Raw genomic sequence first — 16,063 nt, forward strand, 5'->3', positions numbered from 1 at the left:
GGCGTTCTTCGGGGCGGCCCCCCTTACCCCCCCAACGGCGGCGCCCAATTTCTCCCCCCCCCCCCCCCCCCCGGTGGGGGGGGGGGGGGGGGGGGGGGCCCCCCCCCCCGCGGCAGATATCGAGCCCCGAGCCGTCCGGCAGCATGACGTCGAGCACGATCAGGTCGAATTGGCCCGCGCCAAGCCGTTGCTCGCATTCGCGCCGGTCCGCCGCCGCCGTGACGCGAAAGCCCTGGCTGTCGAGGTAACGCTGGAGAAGCGTCCTGATCTCGCGGTCGTCGTCGACGACGAGGATATGGGGTTGTGACTGCATCAATCGTGCCCTTGCCTTGGCCACGATTATAGGAGGAGCCGCGCCCGAGCGGCATGGAAAATTGCAACCGAACGTTTCCGGGGGCCCGAGGGAAACATTCGGAAACAAATTGCCCTTTTGCGGAAACCTTCGGCAACACGCCGACGCGAAGCGGACAAAGACGCTTCCTATCCTCTGAACTGTCCGAAGCATGAGAGAAAGGAACATCTTTATGCGAAGCAGACTTCTTGCGCTCGGCCTGTTTTCCGTCGCCGCAATTCACCCCGCGCTGGCAGCGCAGCCCGATCCCGGCGCCGGACCCGGCGAGCCGCCACCTGTCATGGCCATTCAGGACGGCCCAGATCACGGCCCGATGGCTGGACCCGGCCCGCATGGACCAATGCGGCCTGGCTCACAGGGTTTTGGCCCGCAGGGCTTTGGCCCCCGCCGCATGGGTCCGCCGCCGGAATTCATGCTGGCCGCCCGGCTCGCCGCGCTGGAGACCCGCGTTGGCATCCGCACCGAACAACTCGACGCCTGGCGCGACTACACCAGCGCGCTGCAAGCGGTGCTTTCGCCGCCTCAGCCTGACCACGGGCGGCCCGGTAGTGCTGAAGCGAAGGGTCCCGACGCGGCGGGTCCCGGCGGCAAGCCTGATCCTTTCGCGTTCCAGGAAAAGCTGGCCGACGATGTCACCGCCCGCGCGGTTTCGGCCGGTAAACTGAAGGACGCGATCGCGGAACTGCGTGCCAAGCTGACGCCCGAACAACTCGAAGTCCTCGCTTCGGCGGAACGCCCCCATGGATCACCCCCCGGTCCCTGGGGCGGGCCGCCGAACGATGCAGCCGGCCCCAGAGGCCTGCCCAACGATGGCAGGCAGCTCTCGCCCCAGCCCGGGAACGACTGACAACTCTGACCGACTGCACCGGCCGGCCCGGTACCCAACCCGTTCTCGGGCCGGCCGGTTCTCCGGGGGATGGCGGGCGTATCTCCGCCATCCCTCGTTTCAATCACGTCCAGTTCGAATGCCAATTCGAACCATGCAATGGAAGCACGATAGTGTGGGAAGCCATGATCATGCTGCGGCTGCTCGCGTCCGCCAGCCCGAGGCTCTCGTTCGGACCTGCCGGACGCGATATGCCGCTGGCGCTCCCGGTCGACACGCTGAAGGGCGCGATCCGCCTGCGCTTCGCCGCCTGGCGGCTGTCGCTTCCGCTCTCGCAGCCGCTCGACAACCATGGACATCATGACCGCAAGATCGCGTGAACTCCGGCAAGGCGCTTGGCATGTCCTCGCTGATCGGCATAATGATGTTGGTGGGCATCGAGGCCAGCTACTCGACTTTCGAGCAGCTCCGGCCGCCGAGAAGGAGCGCGACATGAGCCGCTTCCAAGCATTGCTCGTCGCCGCCCGCCGACGGGTGCGGCCTATCATCATATGGATCGGCATGCCCCTCGACCAAGCGGTCCATTGCCAACGCGTACACAACTCCAGGGAAAGATCCAGGCCATGATTTCCAAGCCTAGCCAGCCTCGTTTTTCGGCACGCCATCTGGCGCCCTGGGCCGCGATGTTCGCCGCTACCTTTCTGCTGGCGTCCTGCTCGCAGGAGGGCAGCGCCCCCGCCGGCATGGGCGCGCCCGGCAAACCGGAAGTCGGCGTCGTCACGCTGCGCCCGCAATCGGTGGCGATAACAGCCGAACTGCCGGGACGGACGTCTGCCTCGCTGACCGCCGATGTGCGTCCGCAGGTCAACGGCATCATCCAGGCGCGGCTGTTCAAGGAAGGCAGTGAGGTGGTGGTCGGGCAGCCGCTCTACCTCATCAACCCGGCGAGCTACCAGGCAGCCTATGACAGCGCGCAGGCAGCCCAGCAGAAGGCCGAAGCGGCGGTGCCGACCGCGCAGGCCAAGTTCGACCGCTATGCCGGCCTGTTGAAGCAGAACGTTGTTTCCAAACAGGATTATGACGATGCTGCGGCAACGCTGGCGCAGGCCAACGCGGATGTTGCATCCGCCAAGGCCAGTGTCGAGACCGCGCGCATCAACCTCGACTACACCAAGATCACCGCGCCGATCGCCGGTCGCATTGATAAGTCGTCGCTGACGCCGGGCGCGCTCGTCACCGCCAACCAGGACAGCTTGCTCACCACCATCCGTTCGCTAGATCCGATCAATGTCGATGTCACACAATCGAGCACCAATCTGCTCAATCTGCGCCAGGCCATCAATGAGGGCCGGCTGAAGTTCAGCGGCCCCAATGTCAGCGTCAAGCTGAAGCTCGAGAACGGCACCATCTACACGCAGACCGGCAAGCTGGAATTCGCCGGCGCCAATGTCGACCAGACCACCGGCACCTTCGCGCTCAGGGCCGAATTCCCCAATCCCGATCGCTTGCTGCTGCCCGGCATGTATGTGCGGGCGCTGGTCGAGGAGGGCGTTGCCCAGAACAGTTTCCTGGTGCCGCAGCGCGGCGTCAGCCGCAACACCAAGGGCGAGGCGACTGCCATGGTCATCAACGCGCAAGGGAAAGTCGAGACACGCGTGCTCGCAGTGCGCAACAGCGTCGGCAACAACTGGCTGGTGGATTCAGGCGTCGGAGACGGCGACCGCGTCATTGTCGAGGGCTTGCAGCTTGTCCGCCCCGGCGGCGACGCAACGGGCGTCGAAGTGACGATCGACGAGACGACCGGCGAGGTCAAGGACCGCGCGCAGACCTCTTCGTCCGTGCCAGCTGCCTCCGAAGTGGCCGCCAACGCCCCGAAGGCCGGGAACTGAGAGATGTCAGCATTCTTCATCAACCGGCCGATCTTCGCCTGGGTGATCGCCATCGTGATCATGCTGGGCGGACTGCTCGCGCTCACCACGCTGCCGATCTCGCAATATCCGCAGATCGCGCCAACCACCGTCAACATCAGCGCCACCTATCCGGGTGCCGATGCGTCGACCGTCGAGAATTCGGTGACCAAGGTCATCGAGCAAGGCATGACCGGCATCGACAATCTCGACTACATGACGGCGACCTCGACCTCGACCGGAGCGGCGACGATCACGCTGACCTTCACCACCGCGGCCGATCCCGACACCGCCCAGGTGCAGACGCAAAACAAGTTGCAGCTGGTCCAGTCGCAGCTGCCGCAAGTGGTGCAGAGCAACGGCATCACCGTCTCCAAATCCTCGACCGGCTTCCTGATGGTCATCGGCTTCGTCTCCAGCGACGGCAAGATGAACTCGACCGATCTGGCCGACTATGTCGACTCAACCATCAACGACACGCTGAAGCGCGTCGAAGGCGTCGGCTCGACGCAGCTGTTCGGCTCCAGCTATGCCATGCGCATCTGGCTCGATCCCGACAAGCTCGCCACATACACGTTGATGCCGAGCGACGTGGCTTCGGCGATCGAGGCGCAGAACACGCAGGTTTCGGCCGGCCAGCTCGGCGGCATGCCGCAACGCAAGGGCCAGCAGCTCAATGCCACGGTGACGGCCAAGAGCCGGCTGCAGACCGCCGAACAGTTCCGCAACATCATCCTGAAGAGCACGGTCGACGGCTCGCTGGTTCGCCTCAACGATGTCGCCACCGTCGAGCTCGGCGCTGAAAGCTATACGACGGCGGCCCGCTACAATGGCCAGCCGGCGGCCGGTGTCGCGATCAACCTCGCGACCGGCGCCAACGCCATCAGCACGGCCGAAGCGGTGCGCACGACAATCAATCGGTTGAGCTCGACCTTCCCGCAGGGCGTCGAGGTCGTCTACCCCTACGACACTTCGCCCTTCGTGCGGCTGTCGATCGAGGAGGTGGTCAAGACGCTGGCCGAGGCGATCGTGCTGGTGTTCCTGGTGATGTTCATCTTCCTGCAGAATCTGCGGGCCACCATCATCCCGACGATTGCCGTGCCGGTGGTGCTGCTCGGCACATTCGGCGTGCTCTCCTTCTTCGGCTATTCGGTCAACACACTGACCATGTTCGCCATGGTGCTGGCCATCGGCCTGCTTGTCGACGACGCGATCGTCGTGGTCGAGAATGTCGAGCGCGTGATGCAGGAGGAAGATCTGTCGCCAAAGGAGGCGACGCGAAAATCGATGGGCGAGATCACCGGCGCGCTGGTCGGCATCGCTACTGTTTTGTCGGCGGTGTTCGTGCCGATGGCCTTCTTCGGCGGTTCGACCGGCATCATCTACCGGCAATTCTCGGTAACCATCGTCTCGGCCATGGTGCTGTCGGTGCGGGTGGCCCTGGTGCTGACGCCGGCGTTATGCGCCACGATCCTGCGGCGGCCCAAGGACCATGCGACGCAGACCGGCCCGTTCGGCTGGTTCAACCGCGTCTTCGACCGCGGCACGACGGCCTATCGCGACGGCTCGCACGGCATCATCAACCGGTCCTGGCGCTTCCTCGCCGTCTTCCTCGCCATCGTCATCGCCATGGGCTGGATGTTTGCCCGGCTGCCGAGCTCGTTCCTGCCGGAAGAAGACCAAGGCATCCTGATCACCAGCGTGTCGCTGCCGGTCGGCGCGACGCAGGACCGCACCGAGCGCGTGCTGGCTGAAGTGACCGATCACTATCTCAAGGAGGAAAAGGAGGCTGTCGAAGGGGTCTTCACCGCTTCCGGCTTCGGCTTCGGCGGCGCCGGGCAGAATGTCGGCATTGCTTTCGTGCCGATGAAGGAATTCAGCCAGCGCAAATCACCGGCCCTGTCGGCGCAAGCGGTCGCCCGCCGCGCCATGGGCGCCTTCTCCAAGATCAGGGATGCGCAGGTCTTCGCGCTTGCCCCGCCCGCCATCCAGGGTTTTGGCAACACCAACGGCTTCGATTTCTACTTGCAGGATGTCAACGGCGCCGGCCATGATGCGCTGATCCAAACGCGCAACCAGCTTCTGGCCCTGGCCGGGCAGAGCAAGCTGCTCACCGCCACAAGGCCCAACGGCCAGGAGGATCAGCCGCAATTCTCCGTCGACATCGACCAGGAAAAGGCCAGCGCGCTCGGCGTCAGCCTGGCCGACATCAACAACACGCTGTCCTCCGCTTGGGGCAGCGACTACGTCAACGATTTCATCGACCGCGGGCGGGTGAAGCCGGTCTACATGCAGTCGGACGCGAACTTCCGCATGCAGCCGGAAGACCTCGACAAATGGCAGGTGCGCAATGCCAGTGGCGCCATGGTGCCGTTCTCGGCCTTCGCCTCCAGTCACTGGACGTTCGGTTCGCCCCGGCTTGAACGCTATAATGGGTCGGCGGCAGTCGAGATCCAGGGTGCCGCGGCTCCGGGCGTGAGTTCGGGTGCGGCCATGGACGAGATCGACCGGCTGGTGGCGCAATTGCCGCCCGGCTATTCGCACGAATGGACCGGCCTGTCGCACCAGGAACGGCTTTCGGGCAACCAGGCGCTGTCGCTCTACGCGATTTCGGCGCTGGTCGTGTTCCTGTGCCTGGCCGCACTCTACGAGAGCTGGTCGATCCCGTTCGCGGTCATGCTGTCGGTGCCGATCGGCATCTTCGGCGCGCTGCTGGCGGCAAGCCTGTTCGGCCAGTCCAACGACGTCTATTTCAAGGTCGGCCTGCTGACCACGATCGGTCTCGCGGCCAAGAATGCCATCCTCATCGTCGAGTTCGCCATCGAGCGGCAGACCGCCGGGATGGGGCTCGTCGAGGCGACACTTGAGGCAGCACGACAGCGGCTGCGGCCGATCCTGATGACGTCGCTGGCCTTCATCCTCGGCGTGTTGCCGCTGGCGATTGCCAGCGGTGCTGGCTCGGGCGCGCAGAACTCGGTCGGCATCGGCGTGATGGGCGGCATGATCGCGGCGACCGTGATCGGCGTCTTCCTGGTGCCGCTGTTGTTCGTCACCGTGCGGCGCATCTTCAAGGGCAGGGCGGCCAAACCAGATACGGGCGAGACGCCGGTGACGGCCAACCAGCAATAAGGAAAACTTCACATGACAGGTTTGGAACGTGGCTCGGTGGCCGCGAGGCGGCTTCTTGCGCCTATGATTACCGCTGTCCTGCTCGCTGGATGCGTCGTCGGTCCGGATTATCAGACGCCCATATTGGCGATGCCTGCAAGCTGGAGCGGCCAGAAGCCGACAAAGCCTGCCCAGCCGGCGCAACTTTCGAAATGGTGGCAGCGGCTGCGCGATCCCGAGTTGAACACGCTTGTCGAGGAAGCGGTTGCCGGCAATCTCGATGTCGCCACCGCCAAGGCAAAAATCCGCGAGGCGCGCGCCAGCTACCGCCAGAGTGCCGGCACGTTGCTGCCGTCGGTCGACGGCTCCGGCTCGGCCACCCGCAACAAATCGGCCGAGACCACAACAGGCTCTGACGCCACCTACAGCGAGTACCAGGCCGGCTTCGATGCAAGCTGGGAGCTCGACCTGTTCGGCGCCAACCGCAGGGGCGTCGAGGCCGCGCGCTACGGGCTGGACGCCTCGCAGGAGGAACTGCGCTCGACGCTTCTCACCCTGGTCGGCGATGTCGCTTCCTATTATACCCAGGCGCGCGGCTACCAGGCCCGCATCGCACTCGCCCGGCGCTCGGCCGCGTCGCAAAGGCAGACCGCCGAACTTACCCGCACCATGGCGCAGGCGGGCACGGCGACCGCCGCCGATGTCGCCAAGGCGATGGGGCAGGCCGCGAGCACCGAAGCCGCGGTGCCGACGCTGGAGGCAAGCTATGCCCAGGCCGTGCATCGTCTCGCGGTGCTGGCCGGCCGGCCGCCTGCCTCGCTCAGCGAGCGGCTGAAGCGGGTCGCCCCGATCCCTGCACCACGCCTGCCGATGCCCACCGGAATTCCCGCCGACCTCTTGCTTTCGCGGCCCGATTTGCGCATGGCGGAGCGCCAATATGCGCAATACACCGCCAAGATCGGCCAGGCAGAGGCCGCCCGCTATCCCTCGGTCAGCCTGACGGGAGACATCAGCACGGCGGCGCTGAAGCTTGGCGATCTCGGCAAGAACTCGTCGATCGGCTGGTCGTTCGGGCCGACGCTCAGCGTGCCGGTGTTCAATGCCGGCCAATTGCAGGCGGCCGTCGAGGTCGCCAAGGCACAGCGCGATCAATATTTCATCGCATACCGGTCTTCGGTGCTGACGGCGCTCGAGGATGTCGAGAACGCGCTGGTGCTGTTGTCGCAGGAGCGCATCCGGATCGCCAAGCTCGCCTCTTCGGCGAAATCCTATGGCGATGCGGCGCGGCTCGAAGGCACGCTCTACAAGGCCGGCGAGACAAGCCTGCTCGATGTGCTCGACGCCCAGCGCTCGCTCTACTCGGCCGAGGACTCGCTGCTGCAAAGCCGCGTCCTGCTGGCGACCAACTACATCGCCCTCAACAAGGCGCTCGGTGGCGGCTGGGATGGCACGGTGGACAGTGCCAAGCCTGAGATCGTCGACGTCAAGACCGCGCCAAGGCTGGCGTCGAAGCCGGCCTCGTGAGCGGTTCCCAGGGCTCGGTCAAGTATTCCGAGGCGGCTACGCGGATTTCGAGATTGTGCGACACACCGCTCGTGACGGCGCGTGAAGTGCCGCCTTGAGCTTTGGCGATGGCGGGGTGATCGCATCGCTGTTATTGATGGTGACCACACAGCACAGGCGCCGCAGATGACATCCGATACACAGAAGGCCGAAGCGGTCGGGCAGTTGCTCGAAACGCCGGACCTTGCCAGCGCGCTGGAAAGCGAACAGTTCAAGAAGTTCCTCGACCAGGTACCGATCGCCATTGCCGTCTCGGACCTAGTTTCGAAGGAGCGTGTCGTCTATGCCAATCCGGAATTCGAGAAACTGTCCGGCCTCAAGGCGGCGACGCTCGCCCGGCAACACTGGGCGGCGCTTTCCGGCACCGGCCTGCACAAGCAGAAGGACCGGCCGCTGTTCGAGGCCGTGGTCGAGGACACCGATTTCATCGGTACGTTCCGGCTGGAGCGGACAGAAGGCCAATCTGTGATCGTCGACGTCTATTCCAACGTCATCGAGGACGACAATGGCAAGGCCTGCTTCCGGCTGGTGGCGCTGGTCGACGTCTCGGCCCATGGCGAAACCGAAGATGCGCGATCGATCGATGAGCGCATCCGCGAGAAGGACACGCTGCTGCGCGAATTGCAGCACCGGGTGAAGAACAATCTGCAGATGATCACCGCACTGATCCGGATGGAGACGCGCAACGCGGCCGAACCGGATCAGAAGCGTTTCGAGAGGCTGGCAGGTCGCGTCGATGCGCTGGCAATCCTCTACCAGACGCTGTCGGGGGACGATGAAAAGGATGAGGTCGATCTTGGTGTCTATCTCAGCCAGATCGCGTCGGCGGTGATGAACTCGCATGCGGTCGAGGGCATTCGCCTCGACATGAAGGTCGACACCTATCCGGTGTCGATCAATGTCGCCATGCCGACCGGGCTGGTGGTGAACGAACTTTTGACCAACGCGCTCAAACATGCCTTCCAGGGGCGAGACGGCGGGACGATCACGCTGCACAGCATCGTCGACGGCGATGGCTGCCGCATCGTGATCGCCGATGACGGCATCGGCCTGCCGGACGGCGAAACCTGGCCCAAGAGCGGCAAGCTCGGCGCGCTGATCGCCCGCTCGCTGACCGAGAATGCCAAGGCGCAGTTCGACGTGAAGTCGAGCGCCGGCGAGGGCACTCAGGTGATCATCGTGTTCAAGCGCTCGGCCGCCATTGCCTAAAGCGTATCGTTGTCGTTGCGCTCTCGCATCTACAGGATCATCTCCAGCTATTCCTTGTGCACTGCGGCAATGAACGCTTCGCGGGCTGGGAGGCTCATGGCGTGCCAACAGTCCGTGCCCCAGCAGCCAGTCCGCCGCTGCCTCACGACAGGTCGGCCGGTTCGCCCTATCTCCATGCCGCCGGTCGGGTTTGGACCCGGCGGCATGGAGGTTGGGATCACGTGACATCGACGCCGGTTGCCCGTCGCGAAGCGGCGCCCTTGCCGGTCGCGGCACTGATGGGCGCCATGGTGTCGATCCAGATCGGCGCCACCTTTGCCAAGGGCCTGTTCCCGCAGATCGGCGCGCAAGGCACGACGACGCTGCGGCTGGTCATCGGTGCGCTGATGCTGATCGCGGTGCTGCGGCCCTGGCAGATGCGGCCCTCGCGTGCCACTTTGCCGTGGCTGGTCGCCTATGGGGTGACGCTTTGCGCGCTCAACCTCCTGTTCTACGCAGCGCTCGCCAGGATTCCGCTCGGCATCGCGGTGGCGCTGGAGTTTACCGGCCCGCTTCTGGTGGCGACCTTGAGCTCGCGGCGCGCCAGCGACTTTGCCTGGATCGCGCTGGCGGTGGTCGGCATCCTGCTGTTGTCGCCGTTCGTTCATTCCCTCGCGCCGCTTGATCCGATAGGGGTGGTGCTGGCGCTGGCTGCCGGTGGCTTCTGGGCGCTTTATATCGTGCTTGCCCAGAAGGCCGGCGCGGAGCTTGGTACCCGCACCACTGCCTACGGCATGGCCATCGCCGCTGTGCTGGTGCTGCCCTTCGGTATCGCGCAGGCGGGATCCGCGCTGCTGTCGCCGTCGATCCTGGTCAGCGCGCTGCTGGTCGGGCTGTTTTCCAGCGCGTTGCCGTTCTTCCTGGAGATGGTGGCGCTGACCCGCATGCCGGCGCGCATCTACGGCACGCTGACCTGCCTGGAGCCGGGGCTGGGTGCGCTGGCCGGCTTCCTGTTCCTGCATGAAAGCCTGACCGCAACACAGTTGGCCGGGATCGCAGCCGTCGTTGTCGCCGCCTTCGGCACGGCGCTGACATCACGGCCGCCGGTGCCGTCGCCGGAGTAGGGTGGCGCGATTCGTCGGCACTGGGTATTTTCGAGTAATCCGAAATTCAACCAGCCCAATCCAAGAAATTGAGCCAATCCTTGTCCAGGACGGCACTGGAATTGTCACTTGGCGCACAAGTATTTCCGCCTCTGGACAGACCGTGATCTGGTCCCATACGGTGCGTGTCGAAATGAAGACGCGATTGTAGAAAAGGCCGGTTGCCCCTTGCAAAAGAACGTCTTCTCATCGGCGGATCTGCCGCCGCATCTGGATCATCGCGCACGCTTCGCGCTCTGGCAGGACATCCATGTCGCCGAGATATGGTCGGTCGAATACACGATTTCGGAGAGACTGTCGTTCGAAGCCGCGATCGAAGCCACCGCTGTCGGCTCGCTGGTGCTTGGGCAGATGGCCGGGACGATCCGTCATGCCAGCCGCAAGGCGGGCAATATCGCCGCCGATGGTCGCGACGGCTATCTGCTGCTGGTGAACAATGGCGATACGGTGCTCAGCGGCACGCAGATTGGCCGCGATTATCACGTCGGCAAAGGCGAGGCCGCACTGGTCTCGGCTTCGGAAGCGTTGCAGATGACCGGCGGCGACAGCAATGTCTGGGCCAATGTGGTGCTCCCTCGTGCCGTGCTGGAAAATGCCTTCGCTCATATCGAGGATCGGCTGGCGTTGACCGTTGGAGCCGACAATGAGGCGCTCGGCATGCTCAAGCGCTATTGCAGCTTCCTGGAAGCAGGCCCGGCGCTGGTCTCGCCCGACCTCATCGGCCACGCCACCGAAACGATCGTCGACCTGATCGGCCTTGCGACCGGCGCCAAGGGCGAAGCGGCCGAACTGGCGGGCCTGCGCGGCCTGCGCGCGGCAAGGCTGCAGGCCATACTGCAGAAGATGCGGGATAATTTCGCCGATCCCGCCATTTCGGCGCAGGGCGTTGCCGGGCAATTGCGGCTCTCCGTTCGCTATGTCCATGACCTGCTGCAGGAAACCGGGGTGAGCTTTGCCGAGCGCATTCTCGAACTGCGCTTGCAAAGGGCGCATCGCATGCTCCGCGACAGGCACAATGACCGCATGCGGATCAGCGAGATCGCGCTGCTCAGCGGCTTCTCCGACGTCTCCTATTTCAACCGCTGCTTCCGCCGCCGATTCGGCTCGACACCGGGCAGTGCCAGGTAGTTTGCCGACAGCCACTGAATGCACGGCGCGCTGATCGACTGAGGCCGAATGGCCACACCAGCCGGGAAAGCGCTGCTATGCTTTCCCCGACAATTCGGGTGCGGCCCAGCCCAAGACGCGGCGGGCGGACAATGCAACACCGGATTTCTCGACAACAGCTGGATCTCCGCAGCTCATTTGTGCGGCGGGGAAGCAACATGGGGCAGCAGACAACAATGAAAACTCTTCTTCTCGCAACGGCCTTCATTCTCGCGCCGCTCGGTGTGGCGTGTGCGGCTGATATCAATGAGGTTTCGCCTGTTGCATCCGGCTACGACTGGTCCGGACTCTATGCCGGCGTCGACATCGGCTACGCGGCCGGAAAATCCAATCTGTTCATCGCCGGCGGCGGACTGGGCGGGGCCACCGATCTCAATGTCTCCACCGATCCGAACGGATTTATCGGCGGTGTCCATATCGGCGCCAATTACCAGATGGAGAACAGCTTCGTGATCGGCGCCGAGGCCGACATCATGTACAGCAATATAGATGGGCTGACGGCCCTCGACGCCGGCGGCGGCGGTGTCACCACGTTGCTCAAGAGCGAACTCAAATGGTCGGGGTCGGCGCGGCTGCGCGCCGGCTATGCTTTCGATCGGACCTTGCCCTACATCACTGCCGGCGTCGCCGCGGCCAAGTATGAACTGATTGCGGTCAGCGCCGGTGGCCCTGCCGCCGAAGTAACGCTCCACAGCGACAGCCATGTCGGCTGGACCGTTGGAGCCGGCATCGAACACGCCTTTACCGACAAGTGGATCGCGCGGGCCGAATACCGCTACTCCGACTTCGGCAGCCAGGATCTCTCGGTGGCAGCCGGTCTGCCTACGGAAACCCATGTCGACCTCCAGACGCAGGATATCCGGGTCGGGCTCAGCTACAAGTTCTGATCCGCTGAAGCTGCTGATCTCCTCCTTGAGGGGGGTGAGGGAGTGGTCCGCGCAGCGGACGGAAAGCCAATCGCTTGGCTTTCCGAACGACGAACGCCTGGAGCGAAAGCGAAGGGCCGGGTCCGGCAGGCCAGAGGGGGCGGTCCGGCTGGGCTCGGCCTGCTGTTGCGGATGACGTTGGCGCTTAACGCGCGGCGACCCCTCTGTCGTCTCCGTGGCGCTTTGTTCTTGATCTCACGGTTAGTGGCACGCGAATAGGCGTCGAGCGGAGCCGCAGGGTCAGCGCCGGGCGAGGGGGGACGGCACAGACATCGGCGATCCTAGCTGCTTGTCCATGAAATCCGCGAAGTCCAGAAGGATGCGGGCGGCGGGGCTCATGAACCGGGCAAGTTCCTTATTGTTTGTCTTGTCGTAGATAGACCCTGCCGAGGAAGGCCGGCTCGCCGGAGCGCCGGCCGCCCAACGAGCCTGCCACCAGCACGACAAGCGTCAGCAAGTACGGCAAAGTCATCATGAGATAGACAGGAACGTCGGCGCCTATGGCTTGTAGTCTAGGCACAAGCGCATCCGCGCTTCCGAAAAGAAGCGCACCCCAGAGAGCTCGAGCCGCGTTCCAGCGCGAAAAGATGACGAGCGCAACGGCAATCCAGCCGCGCGACGCGACCATTCCCTCCACCCAGACATGACTTGTGGCGACTGAGAGATAGGCTCCGGCGAGACCACAAAACAGCCCGGACGCCAGGACAGCCCCGAACTGAACCAGTTGCACGTCGATACCCGCGACATCCGCGGCGGCCGGGTTTTCCCCGACGGACCTCAACCTGAGGCCATGTCGGCTTTTGGAAAGCCACCACCAGAGCGCGCCGGCCAGGGTCGGCAGCGCCAGCGTAACCGGGTCCTGCACCGCGAAAATGCGGCCGAATGCCGAACCGCGGTCTATCCCGAAGAGGTCGCCAAGTGTGGAAATGCCAGAAAAGGTCTTCTGCACGTAGGGTCGCCCCACGACCCCGGTGATGCCCAGTCCGATTGCGACGACGGCTAGGCCGGCGAGCGTATGATTGGCGCGCAAGGCGACTGTCGATATTCCAAACAGCAGAGCGAGAGCCATCGCGGCCGCTGAGCCGGCGGCAAGACCAACCCAAGGATCGGCTCCGGAAAGCACCGTCATCGCGCCGGTCATGGCACTGACCGCCATGAGCCCTTCCGCTCCAAGATTGAGAACGCCGGCTCTTTCGCAGATAATGAGGCCGAGGCTCGCCAGCAGCAACGGTGCCGCATAGCTCGGAATGATGGCAATCCAGCCGATCAGAAAATCCATGCAACTGCCCCTTCCTAGTTCTTGGGCCGTTTGAGCGAATAGGAGCTGAAGAACTGCGCCATCAAAATCGACATCAGTACCGCGCCTTGCATCAGCACGATCATCGCTTCGGAGATCGAGTAGAAAACCTTCAGGACATTCCCGGCGGTGAACACCGCGCCGAGCGCGAAAGAGATCACGACCACCCACAATGGCTTCGCGCGGGCCAGGTAGGCGATCACGATCGCGCTGAAGAGATAGCCGTTGCCGACGGACTGGTTGAGGCGGTGCTCCGTCCCCGCCACGATCATCATGCCGGCAACGCCTGAGAGAGCGCCGGAGAGCAGCACGAGCCCCACGGCTATGCTGAGCACCGGCAGGCCCGTGGCGAGCGCGGCCTTGGCGTTGAAACCTACAGCATCCGCGTAGAAGCCGACCCGGCTGTGTTCCATGACGAACCAGATGGACAATGCGATAACGGCGACCAGGAAGATTCCGGCATGCAACTGCCCCCATCCCAGAACGGGAAACCAGCTCGCCTCGGGAAAGGTGGCGGTCACGGGAAAGCTGTTGGAAGGGTCTCTCCAGACCCCGAACAGAAGATGCTGCACTAGCAGAAACGCGACGCTTCCCAGCAGCAGGGTCGAAATAACCTCGTTAACGCCCCACTTGAGTTTCAGAAAAAGCGGAATCGCAATCCAGGCGGCTCCCGCAAGCGCTGCCAGAACGAACATCGTCGGCAACCTCAGCACTTCAGGCCCGCTGCCGTTCAGCGCCACCCAGGTTGACGCGATCGCGCCGAGCCATAGCTGGCCCTCCACGCCGATGTTCCAAAACCGCACGCGCATGGCAACGCCGGAGGCGAGGCCGACTAGCACCAACGGTAAAGCGGCCGTCGCCGTCTGGGAGAGGCCGTCCGAGGTCAGAAAAGTTGCAATCAGGAACTCATCCACAAGAGCGCTTGCCGGCACGCCCGCATGCACGAGCAGCACCGCCGAAACCGTCAGCCCGACCAACAGGCCGCCAACATAACTGAGACTGGTCAACAAGAAGCCGGGATTTTGCCTGCGAACAAGGAAAGCTGTGTCAAGCATGGCCTGCTAAAAGGCCTCCTATCCACTCAGGCGTGACGTCGCCGGTCTGACGGCAGCCGGCGATCCTTCCTCTGTTCATGACGGCCACCCGATGGGACAGGGACATGACCTCCTGGAGATCCTCGCTGATCAGAAGGCAGGCCGCGCCGGCTTCCACAGCTCCGCGGATCGCCGATCGGACGAACTCGGCCGCTTTCATGTCCAGCCCGCGAGAAGGGGAATGCGCTATGAGAACCTTCAGGCCGTGATCGAGCTCCCGCGCGAGCAACACTTTCTGCGCGTTTCCTCCCGAGAGCAAAGAGGCCGGCCGTTCCGGCGTCGCGCCGCGGATATCGAACGCATCGATGGCCTCGGCGGCCTTCTCGCGCATCGCCCGCCGGCTCAGGAGAAACGGACCGCCGAAGCTACCGCTGGCGACGGTCGTGAGCGCGAGATTGTCGGCAATGGAAAGCTCCCGGATCAACCCGCTGTCAAAGCGGTCGGAGGGGATGACGCGCAAGCCGGCCTCGCGGCGCTGGTCTGGCTTGGCGGTGGATATGTCCTGGCCATCCAGTACGATCGCGCCGGCACCGGCACGGTCGAGTCCGAGAAGGCAGGCAACGAGTTCCTCCTGCCCGTTTCCACCGACGCCGGCGATGCCAAGGATTTCGCCGACATGCAGCTCGAACCCGAGATCGTTCAGGCTTTGCCCGTGAGCGGTCGCCCGTGCGGAAAGCCTTTCCACGCTCAGACACACATCGCCCGGCCGAGATGACGGCCGGCCCGCAACCGTCAAGGCATCGCCGACCATCAGCCGCGCCACCTCCGCTTCGGTGACGTTCGCAACCCGCGCACCGTCAAGCACGGTCTCGCCGTGCCGCATGATCGTTACCCGGTCGCAGAAAGCGGCAACCTCCCGGAACTTGTGCGTGATCAGAACCACGGCGTGACCTTGCCTCGACAATCGCTGGGCAAAAGAGAGAAGCGTGCGCGCTTCCTCGTCGGTCAGCACCGCCGTCGGTTCGTCCATGACCAGAATTCGGGCGCCCAGAAGCATGACCTTGATGATCTCGGCGCGCTGGCGTTCGGCGATCGAAAGGTTCGCTACCAGCTTGTGCGGATCGACGGGCAGGCCGATCTCGCTCGACTTGGCGGAAACGATCGCCGCCGCATCGCTCAGCGTTTTCACAGCAGCCTTGCGACCGAAGCCGAGGAGAACATTTTCGGCAACCGTAAAACTCTCGACCAGCCGGAAATGCTGATGGACCATGCCGAGACCGGCGGCGGCGGCTTCCAGCGGGCTGCGCAAACTGATCGCTTCGCCGTCGATCGATTGGTCGCCCCCGTCAGCTACATAGACGCCGGCCGCCACGTTCATCAAAGTGGACTTGCCTGCACCGTTCTCACCGACGATGGCATGCACCTCCCCCCATTCGAGACAGAAGGACGCATCGCGGAGCGCGGCTTTGCCGTCAAACGACTTGCCTATGCCGCGCATCAACAGAGCCGCCGGCGTGCCCGGCGGTTGTCGC

General features: G+C 64.2%; 12 protein-coding genes and 1 pseudogene. 9 read left to right on the forward strand and 4 right to left on the reverse strand.

From position 1 onward, the window contains the following. Nucleotides 1–109 precede the first annotated feature (109 nt). Nucleotides 110–313: pseudogene (locus tag AC0L3E_RS04570) on the reverse strand (response regulator); the annotation flags it as partial. Nucleotides 314–524: 211 nt separating this feature from the next. Between AC0L3E_RS04570 and AC0L3E_RS04575 the strand changes: the two are divergent. From AC0L3E_RS04575 to AC0L3E_RS04615, 9 genes are all read left to right on the forward strand, one after another. Then, a complete protein-coding gene (locus tag AC0L3E_RS04575; protein ID WP_128308881.1) occupies nt 525–1,199 on the forward strand; it encodes a hypothetical protein in 675 nt (224 codons plus the stop codon). Between the two features lie 170 nt (nt 1,200–1,369). Beyond that, a complete protein-coding gene (locus AC0L3E_RS04580; protein WP_245469950.1) occupies nt 1,370–1,558 on the forward strand; it encodes a hypothetical protein in 189 nt (62 codons plus the stop codon). A 243-nt stretch (nt 1,559–1,801) separates the two neighbouring features. Continuing rightward, on the forward strand, nt 1,802–3,067 hold the full coding sequence (locus AC0L3E_RS04585) for an efflux RND transporter periplasmic adaptor subunit (protein ID WP_127327741.1): 1,266 nt from the start codon (nt 1,802–1,804) through the stop codon (nt 3,065–3,067). A gap of 3 nt (nt 3,068–3,070) precedes the next feature. Then, nucleotides 3,071–6,214, forward strand: coding sequence for an efflux RND transporter permease subunit (locus AC0L3E_RS04590; protein WP_473604331.1), 3,144 nt, complete (start codon nt 3,071–3,073; stop codon nt 6,212–6,214). A 12-nt stretch (nt 6,215–6,226) separates the two neighbouring features. Next, nucleotides 6,227–7,717: an efflux transporter outer membrane subunit gene (locus tag AC0L3E_RS04595; protein ID WP_473604332.1), complete on the forward strand. Its 1,491-nt coding sequence runs from the start codon at nt 6,227–6,229 to the stop codon at nt 7,715–7,717. Nucleotides 7,718–7,882: 165 nt separating this feature from the next. Beyond that, a complete protein-coding gene (locus AC0L3E_RS04600) occupies nt 7,883–8,965 on the forward strand; it encodes a sensor histidine kinase (protein WP_128308254.1) in 1,083 nt (360 codons plus the stop codon). A gap of 221 nt (nt 8,966–9,186) precedes the next feature. Next, the gene (locus tag AC0L3E_RS04605; RefSeq protein ID WP_128308255.1) at nt 9,187–10,068 is read left to right on the forward strand and encodes an EamA family transporter; all 882 of its coding nucleotides are present in this window, start codon (nt 9,187–9,189) and stop codon (nt 10,066–10,068) included. A gap of 207 nt (nt 10,069–10,275) precedes the next feature. Next, entirely contained in the window at nt 10,276–11,235 is a 960-nt protein-coding gene (locus AC0L3E_RS04610) for an AraC family transcriptional regulator (protein WP_127271117.1), read from the forward strand. Nucleotides 11,236–11,450: 215 nt separating this feature from the next. Further along, on the forward strand, nt 11,451–12,161 hold the full coding sequence (locus tag AC0L3E_RS04615) for an outer membrane protein (RefSeq protein WP_164762590.1): 711 nt from the start codon (nt 11,451–11,453) through the stop codon (nt 12,159–12,161). A 394-nt stretch (nt 12,162–12,555) separates the two neighbouring features. On the opposite strand, the gene AC0L3E_RS04620 is transcribed toward AC0L3E_RS04615, so the two are convergent. Genes AC0L3E_RS04620 through AC0L3E_RS04630 form a run of 3 tightly spaced genes read right to left on the reverse strand, consistent with a single transcriptional unit; the run spans nt 12,556 to nt 16,029 of the window. Then, entirely contained in the window at nt 12,556–13,479 is a 924-nt protein-coding gene (locus AC0L3E_RS04620; protein WP_473604333.1) for an ABC transporter permease, read from the reverse strand. Nucleotides 13,480–13,493: 14 nt separating this feature from the next. Continuing rightward, a complete protein-coding gene (locus AC0L3E_RS04625; protein ID WP_127270302.1) occupies nt 13,494–14,552 on the reverse strand; it encodes an ABC transporter permease in 1,059 nt (352 codons plus the stop codon). After that, nucleotides 14,545–16,029: an ABC transporter ATP-binding protein gene (locus tag AC0L3E_RS04630; RefSeq protein ID WP_473604334.1), complete on the reverse strand. Its 1,485-nt coding sequence runs from the start codon at nt 16,027–16,029 to the stop codon at nt 14,545–14,547. The genes AC0L3E_RS04625 and AC0L3E_RS04630 overlap by 8 nt, the downstream gene beginning before the upstream one ends. Nucleotides 16,030–16,063 lie beyond the last annotated feature (34 nt).

The sequence above is a fragment of the Mesorhizobium sp. WSM4822 genome (genome assembly GCF_055811155.1).